Genomic DNA, 13,718 nt, shown 5'->3' on the forward strand with positions numbered 1-13,718 from the left:
TCGCACAGCGGCGCGAGAGTTCCTGTCGAGCGACAGAAATTAGGGACGCGCTGTTTCGTCCGCATGACGTGGCCATGTCCGAGGCGGGCCCAAGTCCTCACGCCGCCTAGCGCCTCGCGTTCCTCCGGGCAGGGCGCTCGCGCTCGTCCGGGCACAGCGAAGGGGCGGCACCTTCGAAGGTGCCGCCCCTGGGAGGTACGCAGGCCTACGCGGCCGGTGCCGACCCCTCCTGCTCCGCCTCGATCCGCGCGTTCCAGTCCCGCTTGGAGGCCTGCCAGCCGTCCTCGTCGTGGCCGAGCCGCCAGTAGCCGGAGATCGACAGGTCCTCGCGGGGCATGCTGCGCTCGACCCGCAACAGCTGACGCAGTTCCTTCACGAAGTGCGCCTCGCCGTGCACGAACGCGTGCACCCGGCCCTCGGGGAACTCCAGCGTGCGTACGGCCTCGACCAGGGCCTCGCCGACGGGACGCGAGCCGCGGTGCAGCCAGACGACGTCGACGTCGGAGTCGATCTTCTGCTCCTCCTCGGGTCCGGCGATCTCCACGAAGGCGTACGCCTTGGCGCCGTCGGGCAGCGATTCGAGGGAGCGGGCGATCGCGGGCAGCGCGCTCTCGTCCCCCACGAGCAGATGCCAGTCGGCGTCCGGATCGGGGGCGTAGGCGCCGCCGGGGCCCATGAAACGCACGGTCTCGCCCGGCTGGGCGCGCAGGGCCCACGGGCCGGCCAAGCCCTCGTCGCCGTGCAGCACGAAGTCCAGCGTCAGCTCACGGTGCTCGGGATCCCACGCGCGCACGGTGTACGTCCGCGTCACCGGCCACTGCTCGCGCGGCAGCTCCTCGCGGATGCGCTCCAGATCGAAGGGCTCGGGGTAGTCCACGCCCGTGGGGGAGAACAGCATCTTCACGTAATGGTCGGTGCACGTGTCCGCCGCGAATTCGGCGAGCCCGTCGCCGCCCAGCACCACACGCTGCATGTGCGGGGTCAGCCGTTCGGTGCGGATGACCTGCGCGCTGTGGGGCTTCCGCGGCTTGCGGGCAGGGCGTAGTGCCATCACTGGCCTCCCTCATTCCAAGCTTAGGTTTACCTAAGTTAGCATCTCCCTCTGGCGAATGCCGCTATGAACGTTCATGAAATGGTGCATGCTTCGCACGCAGGGACCGACTTCCCCGCGCCACGAGCCCCATGCGCACGATCGGGGCACCGTGCGCGCCCCCGGTGTCCTCACGCCCCCAGGGTCACCAGCAGCCGCTGCAGCGACCCGCCCAGCCCCCACCGCAGCGCCAGCTCGTCCAGCCCCGCGGGATCCCGGGGCGCACGCGGCAGCGTCGTGTCGACGTCGGGCAGCGGGACGTCGGCCGCGACCCGCACGACCGTCGGTGCGACGGCGACGTAGGGCCGGGACTCGTCCAGACGCTTGCGCTGCGATGGCGTGAGCTTCGCCTTCGGATCGTCGACCGCAGCCATGATCCCGGCCAGGTCGCCGAACTCGGCGAGCAGCTTCGCCGCCGTCTTCTCGCCGATCCCGGGCACGCCCGGCAGGCCGTCGCTCGGGTCACCGCGCAGCAGCGCCAGATCGGCGTACCCACGACCGACAACGCCGTACTTCTCGCGCAGCCACGCCTCGTCGGTCAGCTGGAGGGTGCCCACACCCTTGAGCGGGTACAGCACCCGGATCCCGCGGGCGTCGTCCACCAGCTGGTACAGGTCCCGGTCGCCTGTGACGATGTCGACCGGGCCCTTCGCCCGCGCGGTGAACGTGCCGATCACGTCGTCCGCCTCGTACCCCTCGACCCCCACACGCGCGATGCCGAGGGCGTCCAGGACCTCCTCGATGACCGGCACCTGCGGCGACAGCGTGTCGGGCACCTCCTCCTCGTCCGGCCCCGCCTCGCGCTCCTCGGCGACGCGGTGTGCCTTGTAGGAGGGGATCAGATCGACCCGCCACTGGGGCCGCCAGTCGGCGTCCATGCAGGCCACCAGCGCGTCCGGGTGGTGGTCCTTGACCAGGCGGTCGATGAAGTCGAGGAGCCCGCGCACGGCGTTCACCGGCGTGCCGTCCGGGGCCTTCACGGAGTCCGGGACGCCGAAGTAGGCGCGGAAGTAGAGCGAGGCGGTGTCGAGGAGCATCAGTCGTCCGGTCACGCCACGCATCATGCCGTACGGCACTGACAGCGGCCCCGATCGACAGCGGCTGTGGCCTGGACCACTTGTGCGTTTGTGTCCGGGGAAGCAGGGCAGGCGGCCTCCCGGAGTGACGTCGCTTGCGTATTCAACTGTTGCGCCCGTCACTCTCTTCCTTTGCCGTCGAGACAAGAGGTACACGTGTCATCCAGGCTTGAGGCCGAACAGCTCTACAAGGTGTTCGGAAGACGACCGGACGAGGCCGTAGCACGGCTCCGCCAGGGAGCCGACCGGGAGGAACTGCGCGCGGACGGCACCACCGCCGCCGTCATCGACGCCTCCTTCACCGTGGAGCCGGGCCAGATCTTCGTCGTCATGGGCCTGTCCGGGTCCGGCAAGTCCACGCTGCTGCGCATGCTCAACGGGCTGCTGGAGCCGACCGCGGGTCACGTCCGCTTCGACGGCCAGGACCTGACCGCGATCAGCGACCGCGAACTGCGCGAGGTCCGCGCGAAGAAGATCAGCATGGTCTTCCAGCACTTCGCGCTCTTCCCGCACCGCAGCGTGCTGGAGAACGCCGCCTACGGCCTGGCCGTGCAGGGCGTGCCCCGCGCCGAGCGCGAAAAGCGCGCCGGCGAGGCGCTGGCCCTGTGCGGTCTGGCCGGGTGGGAGAACTCCTGGCCCGACGAGCTGTCCGGCGGCATGCAGCAGCGCGTGGGCCTCGCCCGCGCGCTCGCCACCGACGCCGACCTGCTCCTCATGGACGAGTCCTTCAGTGCGCTCGACCCGCTGATCCGCCGCGACATGCAGGACCAGTTGCTGGAGCTGCAGCGCTCCCTGAAGAAGACGATCGTCTTCATCACCCACGACCTCAACGAGGCCATGCGCCTGGGCGACCGCATCGCCGTCATGCGCGACGGCCGCATCGTGCAGACCGGCACGGCCGAGGACATCCTGCTGCGCCCGGAGAACGACTACGTCGCCTCCTTCATCCAGGACGTCGACCGGTCCCGCGTGCTCACCGCGAGCGCCCTGATGGACACCACGGTCACCGCCGACGCCCCCCTGTGCGCCTGCGAGACCGCGACCGGCGAGACGACCTTCGCGGAGCTGTGCGCCATCAGCGCCCGGCTGTCGCACCGCGTCTCGGTCGTGGACGAGGACAACAACGTCATAGGCGTCGTGCCGCGGCAGCGGCTGGTCGGTTTCCTCGGCGACGAGAGTGCCGAACCAGCGCCCTGCGACACCCCGGACGGGAAGGTGGCCGCCCGTGCCTAGGCTGAATCTCGGTGACTGGGTCGACTCCGGCGTGGACTGGCTCGTCACCCACATGTCCTGGCTCTTCGACGCGATCAAGGCGGTCGTCGAGGGCATGTACGACGCCGTCAACGCCGTCCTGACCGCCCCCGAACCCCTGCTCCTCGCGGGCATTCTCGCGGTGCTGGCCTGGTGGCTGCGCGGCCTGGTGCCGGGCGTCCTGGCCTTCGCCGGCTTCGCACTGGTCGACTCGCTCGAACTGTGGGACCGGGCCATGTCGACGCTGGCCCTGGTGCTGGTCGCGACGGTGATCGCCCTGGTGATCTCGATCCCGCTGGGCATCTGGGCGGCCCGCTCCAAGGCGGTCAGCGCGGCCGTACGGCCCGTCCTGGACCTGCTCCAGACCATGCCGTCGATGGTGCTGCTGATCCCGGCCATCCTGTTCTTCGGCCTGGGCACCGCCGCCGGCGTCATCGCCACCCTGATCTTCGCGCTCGCGCCCGGCGTCCGCATGACCGAGCTCGGCATCCGCCAGGTCGACGCGGAACTGGTCGAGGCCGCCGAGGCGTTCGGTACGGCACCGCGCGACACCCTGCTGCGGGTGCAGCTGCCGCTCGCCCTGCCGACCATCATGGCGGGCATCAACCAGGTGATCATGCTGAGCCTGTCGATGGTCGTCATCGCCGGCATGGTCGGCACCGGCGGCCTCGGCGGCGCGGTCAACGAGGCCATCGGCCAGCTCGACATCGGCTTCGGCTTCGAGGCGGGCGTCGGCATCGTCGTCCTCGCCATCTACCTGGACCGCATCACCGGCGCGCTCGGCGCCCAGATCTCCCCGCTCGGCCGCCGTGCCGCCGCCAAGGCCCGCGCCACGGGTGGCGTCAAGGTCTGGAACCACCGGCCCCGCCCGGTCGTCGCCGTCGCCGGCGTGGCCGTCCTGGCTCTCGTCGCGGGCGGCCTGGGCGTCTTCGGCCCCTCCGCGGGCACCGCCGAGGCCTCCGCCACGAACGTCGGCAAGGGCAAGGAGATCAAGCTCGGCTACATCCCCTGGGACGAGGGCATCGCCTCCACGTTCCTGTGGAAGGAACTGCTGGAGCGCCGCGGCTTCGAGGTCACCACCAGCCAGTACTCCGCCGGCCCCCTCTACACGGGCCTCGCCACCGGTCAGATCGACTTCGAGACGGACTCCTGGCTGCCCACCACGCACGCCGAGTACTGGAAGAAGTACGGCAAGCAGCTCGAGGACCTCGGCTCCTGGTACGGCCCCACGTCCCTGGAGCTCAGCGTCCCGTCGTACGTCAAGGGCGTCGACTCCCTGGACGACCTCAAGAACAACGCCTCCAAGTTCAAGGGCAAGATCATCGGCATCGAGCCGAGCGCCGGAATGATGGGCCTGCTCAAGGACAAGGTCCTCAAGGAGTACGGCCTGGAGGGCTCGTACGAGGTCGTCGACGGCTCCACGCCCGCGATGCTGGCCGAGCTCAAGCGCGCGTACGCCAAGAAGGAGCCGATCGCCGTCACGCTCTGGTCGCCGCACTGGGCGTACAGCGACTACGACCTGACGAAGCTCAAGGACCCCAAGGGTGCCTGGGGCAAGGGCGACGGCGTGCACACGCTCGCCCGCAAGGGCTTCGCCGACGACAACCCCGAGGTCGGCAAGTGGCTGAAGAACTTCTCCATGACGGAGAAGCAGCTCACCAGCCTGGAGTCGCAGATCACCAAGGCCGGCAAGGGCAAGGAGCAGGACGCCGTCCGCTCCTGGCTGAAGCAGAACCCGGGCCTGGTGGACAAGTGGGCTCCGGTCGCCGGGTCGGAGAAGAGCAAGGCGGCCGGGTGACCTGACAGCCCCGGACCGCCGCCCGAGGGGTGGGTCTCGCCGTACGTCTTCCCCTGCGTACGACGGACCCACCCCTCGCGGTATGCCGGCCCGCATAGGCACATGGCATGCCTACGAACAGGATCCGGCCAACCACGCAGCGCTACCCCACCACCCGAGCCCGGGCCCGCCAACTCCGCGCTCCCGGCACCGATTTCAAGGCCGGTCCTGTACCCCCGCACAACCCCGCTGAACAGGCACTCCACCCCGCACGAGGTGAGGGAACACAGGGGAGCCCCGACGCATTGAAGTGAACAAGGACTCTCGCGTGCTGAGCGGGAGTCAGCGCGGCACAGGGGTACCCGGCGTATCGGCGGAGCCGATCCGCTGGCGCGAACCGGTGGGTCGTACTCCCCCCGACGTGTCGTCGATGTGACGGGCGCATGAAACGGTTTGCCGAACATGCGTAGGGTGCAGAGAACTCAACAGAAGGTGTGCGCCGGGCGGCGGGCGCGAGGACCCTGGACCGACGAGCGAAGGAGGGAGCCGGAGCGATGGGCGACCACAAAGAACAGCCCCTTCGAGTGGGCGCGGCCGTGCGTCGGCGCCGTCGCGCCCTCGAGCTCACCCTCGCCGTCGTGGCCGAGCGCAGCGGCCTGTCGGTGCCCTTCCTGAGCCAGGTCGAGAACGACCGGGCACGCCCCAGCAGAAGCTCCCTCGAAAAGGTCGCCGACGCCCTGCGCACGACCGCGGTCGAACTCCTCGCCGCCGCCGACCCGGCGTGCAGCGTCGATGTCGTACGCGCCGACGGCAGCGAGTGGGGGCCCGCCCCCCGGGCGCGTTCCCTGGTGCGGGGTCACCACCAGATGCACGCCTCGGAGTTCACCGGCGACCATGACGCGGGCCGTGAATTCCAGTACCGCAACGACCAGTTGCTGTACGTCGCCGACGGCGCCGTCGAGATCGAGGCGGAGGGCCGCGCGTACCGCCTCGGCCGCGGCGACACCCTGTACCTCACCGGCGGGGTGCGCCACCGCTGGCGGGCGACCGTGCCGGACACGCGTGTGGTCGTCGTCGCGGTGGCGGAACACATCGAGGCGGTCCGGGACCGGCCGGGACGCTGATGCGCGTCGTCTCCCTGGTGCCGTCACTGACGGAGGCCGTCGCCGTCTCGGCCGCCCCCGGCGTCCTCGTCGGCGCCACGGACTGGTGCAGCCACCCCGCCGGCCTGGACGTCACCCGCGTCGGCGGCACCAAGAACCCCGAGGTCGCGCATCGTCGCCCTCGCCCCCGACCTCGTGATCGCCAACGAGGAGGAGAACCGCGAGCCCGACCTCGCCGCCCTGCGCGCGGCCGGCGTCGAGGTCCTGGTGACCGAGGTGCGGGACGTGCCGCAGGCCTTCGGTGAGCTGGCGCGGGTGCTGGCGGCCTGTGGAGTCGGGGCCCGCCCACGGTGGCTGGACGAGGCGGCGGACACGTGGTCGTCACTCCCGCCCCCGGACCGCCGTACGACGGCTGTCGTCCCGATCTGGCGGCGCCCCTGGATGGTGCTGGGCCGCGACACCTTCGCCGGCGACGTCCTGGCCCGCCTGGGCGTGGACCACCTGTACGCGACACACGAGGACCGCTACCCGCGCATCCCCCTGGACGAGCTGCGCGCAGCAGCCACCGACGTCGTCGTCCTCCCCGACGAGCCGTACCGCTTCACGGCCGACGACGGTCCGGAGGCCTTTGCCGGCCTGCCCTGCGCGCTGGTCAGCGGACGGCACCTGACGTGGTACGGCCCGTCACTGGCCGACGCACCACGAATGCTGTCCGAGGCCCTGCGAGCAGCACGCCGCTGAGCAGACCGCGCGCTGTGCACACGGAGGCCACGAGCCAGGCGCCGACGAGTACGACGTACAGCCCGACGGCGAGCGCCTCGTAGACGACGAGCCCGGTGTGCCGGCCCAGTGCCTCGGCGCCGGTCACGCAGGTGCCGACCGGGAAGGTGAACGCCCACCAGGTCATCGCGAAGCCCATGCCGTGCCGCCGGGCGCGTACGACATGGGCGGTGGCGAGCCCGAACCACAGCAGCGCGAAGCCCATGACCGGGACGCCGTACAGGACGGCGAGAATGCCGAAGCCCTCGCTGTACGGCTCCGGGACCACGCCCGGGGCCACGTCCGCGAACATGCCGACGGCGGTGGTGGACTGCCCGAGCGGACCCAGCACCAGGAACAGGGTCGGCGTGAGGACGAGGGGCAGGGGACCGCCCGTGATCAGCCGCGCGAAGACGATCGGCAGCATCAGCAGGGTGGCGAGCAGACTGAGCCCGAACATCGCGAAGCAGGCGAGCAGCAGCGTCTCCCGGGCCTGCCCCGGCGGCAGATGCGGCACGAGCAGCGGCCCGAGCGCGGCGGACACCATGGGCGCGACGAGCGGCAGCAGCCACACGGGCGTGGCCTGCGAGGCCTCGATGCGATGGCGTACGGCCATCAGATACGGCACGGCGACCGCGGCCGCCAGCCCGACGACCGTACCGGCGCTGAACAGCACGACGTCGAGCGCGACGGCTGCTCCGGTCCCGATCCAGTCCCGTCCGACGGTGATCGCACCGCCGCCGACGGCCAGCAGGGCCATGGCGAGGCACCCGTAGAACGGCGCCGTGGCCGGGTCGAGGAGGTGGGCGCGGGCCTGGTCACGATGGTGGGTCCAGTGCAGGGCGCGGGCCGCGAGCAGGGTGGCGAGGAGGACGAGGGAGAGGGCCCAGACGGCCGTGCAGACGGTACGCAGACCGGGGACGTGGACCGGCAGCCCGGCTCCGGCGGTGGCAACGGCGGCGGTGCCCATGACGGCGGCGTACCAATGGGGTCCGAGATGACGGACGGCGGTGACCATGTGCTCAGCGTCGCGCGCTGCCTGGACCACGACCAGGGAGTTCGCCTCTATGAGCACATAAACTGGGCTTATGACAGAGGCGGCGGAGGGGCAGTTTCGTACGGGAACGCTGGCGCATCGCGTTCCCGAGCTCGGTGCGCTGGAGTTGCTGCTGGCGGTGGCGCGGCTCGGGAGTCTCGGTGGGGCGGCGCGGGAGCTGGGGATCACCCAGCCGGCGGCCAGCAGCCGTATCCGGTCGATGGAACGCCAGCTGGGGGTGGCGCTCGTGGACCGGTCGCCGAGAGGGTCGCGGCTCACGGACGCCGGGGCGCTGGTGACGGACTGGGCGCGGCGCATCGTGGAGGCCGCGGAGGCGTTCGACGTGGGGGCGCAGGCCCTGCGGGACCGACGGGACTCGCGGCTGCGGGTGGCCGCCAGCATGACGATCGCGGAGTATCTGCTGCCGGGGTGGCTCCTCGCCCTGCGCGCGCAGCGCCCGGACACCGCGGTGTCCCTGCTCGCCGGGAACTCGGCGGCCGTCGCGGAACGACTGCTGGCGGACGAGGCGGACCTGGGGTTCGTGGAGGGGCTCACCGTCCCCTCCGGGCTGGACTCCGTGGTCATCGCCCACGACAACCTGATCGTGGTGACAGCGCCGGGGCACGCCTGGGCCCGGCGGCGGAGCCCGCTGGAGGCGTCCGAGCTGGCGGTGACTCCGCTGATCCTCCGCGAGAAGGGCTCCGGTACGCGGCAGGTACTCGACGTGGCGCTGGGCGGGTTGGCCCGGCCGCTGATCGAGCTGTCCTCGACCACTGCGGTCAAGGCCGCGGCGGTGAGCGGGGCGGGGCCCGCGGTGCTGAGCGAGCTCGCGGTGGGTGAGGAACTCTCGATGCGGCGGCTGGTGAGTGTGCCGGTGGCGGACGTGTCCCTGGCGCGGGACCTGCGTGCGGTGTGGCCGACGGGGCACCGGCCGGTGGGGCCGGCGAGGGAGTTGCTGTCGCTGACCAGGGGATAGTCGGCCTCAACGGCCTCGTCCTCGAACTCCCCCGGAGGGGGCGCCCCCAGACGGGCTGGACTGCCTGGACCGGCGCCGGAGATTCAACCGTCTCCGGGTCACGCACCCGCACCCGCAGCGGCCTCCACCAACCCTCCCATCACCCGCACATCCACCCCCATCTCCGGATGCCACTGCACCCCCAGCACCCACCCCTGGGCCGACGGCAGTTCCACCGCCTCCACCGTCCCGTCCTCCGCATACGCCGACGCCACCAGCCCCGCACCCAGCCGATCCACGGCCTGGTGGTGATACGCGGGCACCGACGTCGCCTCCGGCACGACCCCGCCGTACAGAGTCCCCGGCACCGGCTTGACGGTATGGCTGCCGAAGACGCCCACGACCTCGGCATGCCCGTCGAGGTGCTGCACGAGCGTGCCCCCGAGGGCCACGTTGAGGAGCTGCATCCCCCGGCAGATCCCCAGCAGCGGAACCCGCGCCGCGAGCGCAGCGTCGATCAGGGCCAGCTCCCAGGCGTCCCGCTCCCGCGCCGGCGGCCCGGTGCGGGGGTGCGGTTCGGCGCCGTACCGGACCGGCTCGACGTCCGGCCCGCCCGCGATGACCAGCCCGTCAAGGCGGGCCACCGCGGCCGCGGCGTGCGCCGGGTCGTCCGGCGGCAGCATCGCGGCGAGCCCGCCCGCCCGCTGCACCAGCCGTGGATAGCCGACCGGCAGCAGCGCCGCCTCCAGCTCCCACACACCCCAGCGCGCACCCGACTCCAGATAGGTGCTGACCCCGATCAACGGCCTGCCCACGATGCTCGTACTCCTTCACAGCGAATTCACGGCGACGCGTTCAGTCCCGTGCCAACTCTGCCTCGGCAGCCGCCAGCGCCGCGAACTCCTCCTCCGGCGCCTTCGCCACCAGCCGCTTACGGCTGTAGAGGCCGAAGTACCCGACGGCCACCACGTACACCGCCAGCGCGATCAGGGCCGCCGTCACGTCCACCAGGAACGTCGCCACCAGCGCCGCGCACGCCAGGACCAGGGCGACCGACGACGTCAGCACCCCGCCCGGCGTGCGGTACGGCCGTGCCAGCTCCGGCTCCCGGCGGCGCAGCACGATGTGCGAGAGGGACATCAGCGCGTAGGAGATGGTCGCGCCGAACACCGCGATGTTCAGCATCCGCGCGCCGTCGCCCGAGATCGCAGCCAGCAGGAAGCCGATCGTGCCTGGGACCAGAAGGCCCAGGTACGGCGCCTTGCGGCTGCTGGTCAGGGAGAGGAAGCGGGGGAGATAGCCGGCTCGGGACAGGGCGAACAGCTGGCGCGAGCCCGCGTAGATGAGGGAGAAGAACGACGCCACCAGGCCTGCGAGGCCCGCGTAGTTCACGATCCTGCTCAGCGTCGTCGCCTCGCCGTCCGGCTGGAGCGCCTCGACCAGCGGGTTGCCCGCCTCCTGGATCGCCGCCGAGCCGCGCGCACCGGCCGCCGCGACGAAGGTCACCACGGCCAGCACCACCAGAATGGCCATGGACCAGCGGATCGCCTTCGGCAGCGTACGGGCCGGCTCCTTGGTCTCCTCGGCCGCCAGCGGCACCCCCTCGACGCCCAGGAAGAACCACATCCCGAAGGGGAACGCCGCCCAGATCCCGAGCAGCCCGAAGGGCAGCCAGGAGCTGGACCCCGCGGCCGACGTGTCGACCGGGATGTCGTCCAGCGAGCCGAAGGAGAACTCGGGCAGCGCCGCCAGCGCGAACACGATCAGGGCGACCACCGCGATGCCGGTGACGACAAAGCTGAAGCGCAGCGCCTCGCCGACGCCCCAGAGATGGATGCCGAGGAAGATCGCGAAGCAGACCAGGTACATCGGCCAGCCCGACTCCAGGCCGAACAGCCCCAGCGACTCGACGTAGTCGCCGATGAAGATGACGATGGCGGCGGGCGCGAGGACGTACTCGATGAGGATTGCCGTACCGGTCAGGAAGCCGCCCCAGGGGCCCAGGGCGCGGCGGGCGAAGCCGTAGCCGCCGCCCGCCGTCGGCAGGATCGAGGACAGCTCGGCCAGGGCGAAGACCATGCACGCGTACATCGCGCCCATGAGCACCATGGCGATCGCCAGGCCGCCGAAGCCGCCTTCCGCCAGGCCGAAGTTCCAGCCGGAGTAGTCGCCGGACACGACGTACGCGACGCCGAGACCGGTCAGCAGCACCCAGCCGGCGCTGCCGCGGCGCAGTGCTCTGCGCTTGAGATAGTCGTCCGCCTCAGCGGCGGCGGGTGTGCTTGTGGATTCGAGGGACATGGCCAACTCCCCACGTGCGATGGACACCGGGCTCTTCCGGGCACGGTGGGGTCGACCGGGCTCCGGCTCAATGGAATGGATGCATACCTTTGCGGTGTCGGCCGCTCAAAGGCAAGCCCCTTGCGTTAATCGCCTGTAAATCCACACGCGGGGGGCGTGGCCGCGCTCAGCCCAGGAAGCCGCGCAGCAGCGCCGCCGTCCCCCCGCAGTGCTCCCGCATGATCTCCCGCGCGCACTCGGCGTTCCCCTCGATCACGGCCTCCACCAGAGCGGTGTGCTGGCGCTGCGAGTGCTCCAGATTGCGGACGAGCAGCGGGATGCAGTCGAGCAGGTCGTTGACCGTCGCGCGGACGGCCGCGTACTGGGCGGTGAGCGTGGGGGAGCCGGACAGCTCGGCGAGCGTCAGGTGCAGCAGCGTGTCCAGACGGCGGTACTCGGCGAGCGGGGCGTCGTGCGTGCGGGTCAGCGCCTCACGGAGCCGGTCGGCCTGCTCCTCGTCAAGGCCGTGCGCCGCGCACAGCCCGGCCGCGCCCACCTCGAGGACCTCGCGGAAGCGCAGCGCGTCCTCGACGTCGACGTCCTTGAGGCGGCGGCGCAGCTCCTCCTCGCCCGGTGTCACGGGCCGCGGCAGCACGAACGTTCCGCCGTAGCGCCCGCGCCGCGACTCGACCAGCCCCTGGTCCTGGAGCACCTTCAGCACCTCGCGCAGCGTCACCCGGCTGATCCCCAGCCGGTCCGCCAACTCGCGCTCCGCGGGCAGCCGTTCGCCGCCCGGCACCAGGCCGAGCCGGACCACCTGGAGGATCTGCTCCAGGGCCTCCTCGAAGCCGTTGCCGGCCCGCACCGGCCGCAGGACCGACGTCAGCCGGTCGTCGGCCCCGGGCGCCTCGTGCTCCGTTTCCGCCTGCGACATGTGGCCGTACCCCCTTCCCAAGCAATGGTCATCAGCAATACCTTATGGCTCCCGGCTGACCGAAGTAGCCGAATGGAGGCTCTCCCGTGGCAGACCGCACACCCCCGCTGAGCGTCGAGGAGCTGCACGCCCTCGTCGCGAGCGGTGAGATCGACACTGTCGTCCTGGCCTTCCCAGATATGCAAGGGCGGCTCCAGGGCAAGCGGTTCGCCGCCCGCTTCTTCCTCGATGACGTCCTCCACCACGGCACCGAGGGCTGCAACTACCTCCTCGCCGTCGACACCGAGATGAACACCGTCGACGGCTACGAGATGTCGTCCTGGGACCGCGGCTACGGCGACTTCGCCATGCTCCCCGACCTGGCCACGCTCCGCCGCGTCCCCTGGAACGCCGGCACCGCCATGCTCGTCGCCGACCTCGCCTGGAGCGACGGCTCGCCCGTGGTCGCCGCGCCCCGCCAGATACTGCGCCGCCAGCTGGAGCGCCTCGCCGAGCACGGGTACACCGCCAAGGTCGGCACCGAGCTGGAGTTCATCGTCTTCAAGGACACCTACGAGCAGGCCTGGGACGCGGGCTACAGAGGGCTCACGCCGGCGAACCAGTACAACATCGACTACTCGGTGCTGGGGACCGGCCGGATCGAGCCCCTGCTGCGGCGCATCCGCAACGAAATGGCCGCCGCCGGCCTCACCGTCGAGTCCGCCAAGGGCGAGTGCAACCCCGGCCAGCACGAGATCGCGTTCAAGTACGACGACGCCCTGGTCACCTGCGACCAGCACACGATCTACAAGACCGGCACCAAGGAGATCGCCGCCCAGGAGGGCGTCTCGATCACCTTCATGGCCAAGTACAACGAGCGCGAGGGCAACTCCTGCCACATCCACCTCTCCCTCGCGGACACGGCCGGCAACAACGCCATGCCGGGCGACGGCGAAGGCGGCATGTCGGACGTCATGCGCCACTTCCTCGCCGGCCAGCTGGCCGCGCTGCGGGACTTCTCCCTGCTGTACGCCCCCAACATCAACTCCTACAAGCGGTTCCAGCCCGGCTCCTTCGCCCCGACCGCGGTCGCCTGGGGCTACGACAACCGCACCTGCGCCCTGCGTGTCGTCGGCCACGGCCGCTCGATGCGGTTCGAGAACCGGCTGCCCGGCGGGGACGTCAACCCGCACCTCGCCGTGGCCGGCCTGGTCGCGGCCGGCCTGTACGGCATCGAGCAGAAGCTGGAGCTGCCCGAGCCCTGCCCCGGCAACGCCTACACCGCCGGCTTCGAGCACGTCCCCACGACCCTGCGCGAGGCCGCCGAGCTCTGGGAGAACAGCCCGATCGCCAAGGCCGCCTTCGGCGACGAGGTCGTCGCCCACTACCGCAACATGGCGCGCGTCGAGCTGGACGCCTTCGACGCCGCGGTCACCGACTGGGAGCTGCGCCGCTCCTTCGAACGCATGTGAGGCACC

The 13,718-nt window shown here is 71.2% G+C and carries 11 protein-coding genes and 1 pseudogene; 6 read left to right on the plus strand and 6 right to left on the minus strand.

Annotated elements, in window-relative coordinates:
* Positions 1-205 precede the first annotated feature (205 nt).
* Both OG331_RS38860 and OG331_RS38865 read right to left on the minus strand, forming a co-directional pair.
* Complete coding sequence (locus OG331_RS38860) at positions 206-1,051, minus strand: siderophore-interacting protein (RefSeq protein WP_406205552.1); 846 nt, start codon at positions 1,049-1,051, stop codon at positions 206-208.
* A 170-nt stretch (positions 1,052-1,221) separates the two neighbouring features.
* Positions 1,222-2,151, minus strand: coding sequence for a 5'-3' exonuclease H3TH domain-containing protein (locus OG331_RS38865; protein WP_406210584.1), 930 nt, complete (start codon positions 2,149-2,151; stop codon positions 1,222-1,224).
* Positions 2,152-2,322: 171 nt separating this feature from the next.
* Here OG331_RS38865 and OG331_RS38870 point away from each other — a divergent pair, with 171 nt between their 5' ends.
* From OG331_RS38870 to OG331_RS38885, 4 genes and pseudogenes are all read left to right on the plus strand, one after another.
* A complete protein-coding gene (locus tag OG331_RS38870; RefSeq protein ID WP_406205554.1) occupies positions 2,323-3,399 on the plus strand; it encodes a glycine betaine/L-proline ABC transporter ATP-binding protein in 1,077 nt (358 codons plus the stop codon).
* Positions 3,392-5,215: an ABC transporter permease/substrate binding protein gene (locus tag OG331_RS38875; protein WP_406205557.1), complete on the plus strand. Its 1,824-nt coding sequence runs from the start codon at positions 3,392-3,394 to the stop codon at positions 5,213-5,215. The genes OG331_RS38870 and OG331_RS38875 overlap by 8 nt, the downstream gene beginning before the upstream one ends.
* Before the next feature lie 533 nt (positions 5,216-5,748).
* Positions 5,749-6,318, plus strand: coding sequence for a helix-turn-helix domain-containing protein (locus OG331_RS38880; protein ID WP_406205559.1), 570 nt, complete (start codon positions 5,749-5,751; stop codon positions 6,316-6,318).
* Positions 6,318-7,038: pseudogene (locus OG331_RS38885) on the plus strand (helical backbone metal receptor). The gene OG331_RS38880 and the pseudogene OG331_RS38885 overlap by 1 nt, the downstream one beginning before the upstream one ends.
* Here OG331_RS38885 and OG331_RS38890 read toward each other — a convergent pair.
* A complete protein-coding gene (locus OG331_RS38890; RefSeq protein ID WP_406210587.1) occupies positions 6,950-8,074 on the minus strand; it encodes a TDT family transporter in 1,125 nt (374 codons plus the stop codon). The pseudogene OG331_RS38885 and the gene OG331_RS38890 sit on opposite strands and share 89 nt — an antisense overlap.
* Positions 8,075-8,144: 70 nt before the next feature.
* Between OG331_RS38890 and OG331_RS38895 the strand changes: the two genes are divergently transcribed.
* A complete protein-coding gene (locus OG331_RS38895; RefSeq protein ID WP_406205562.1) occupies positions 8,145-9,068 on the plus strand; it encodes a LysR family transcriptional regulator in 924 nt (307 codons plus the stop codon).
* Between the two features lie 98 nt (positions 9,069-9,166).
* Here the strand turns inward: OG331_RS38895 and OG331_RS38900 are convergent, their stop codons facing one another.
* The 3 genes from OG331_RS38900 to OG331_RS38910 form a co-directional block, all read right to left on the minus strand.
* The gene (locus OG331_RS38900; RefSeq protein ID WP_406210589.1) at positions 9,167-9,865 is read right to left on the minus strand and encodes a gamma-glutamyl-gamma-aminobutyrate hydrolase family protein; all 699 of its coding nucleotides are present in this window, start codon (positions 9,863-9,865) and stop codon (positions 9,167-9,169) included.
* A gap of 37 nt (positions 9,866-9,902) precedes the next feature.
* Entirely contained in the window at positions 9,903-11,348 is a 1,446-nt protein-coding gene (gene eat / locus OG331_RS38905) for an ethanolamine permease (protein ID WP_406205565.1), read from the minus strand.
* A 166-nt stretch (positions 11,349-11,514) separates the two neighbouring features.
* On the minus strand, positions 11,515-12,261 hold the full coding sequence (locus tag OG331_RS38910) for a FadR/GntR family transcriptional regulator (protein WP_406205567.1): 747 nt from the start codon (positions 12,259-12,261) through the stop codon (positions 11,515-11,517).
* 86 nt (positions 12,262-12,347) lie between these two features.
* Here OG331_RS38910 and OG331_RS38915 point away from each other — a divergent pair, with 86 nt between their 5' ends.
* Positions 12,348-13,712, plus strand: a complete 1,365-nt coding sequence (locus tag OG331_RS38915) for a glutamine synthetase family protein (protein ID WP_406205570.1) — start codon at positions 12,348-12,350, stop codon at positions 13,710-13,712.
* The last annotated feature ends 6 nt before the right edge of the window (positions 13,713-13,718 follow it).

It is taken from the genome of Streptomyces sp. NBC_01017 (genome assembly GCF_045162795.1).
Lineage (GTDB): Bacteria > Actinomycetota > Actinomycetes > Streptomycetales > Streptomycetaceae > Streptomyces > Streptomyces machairae.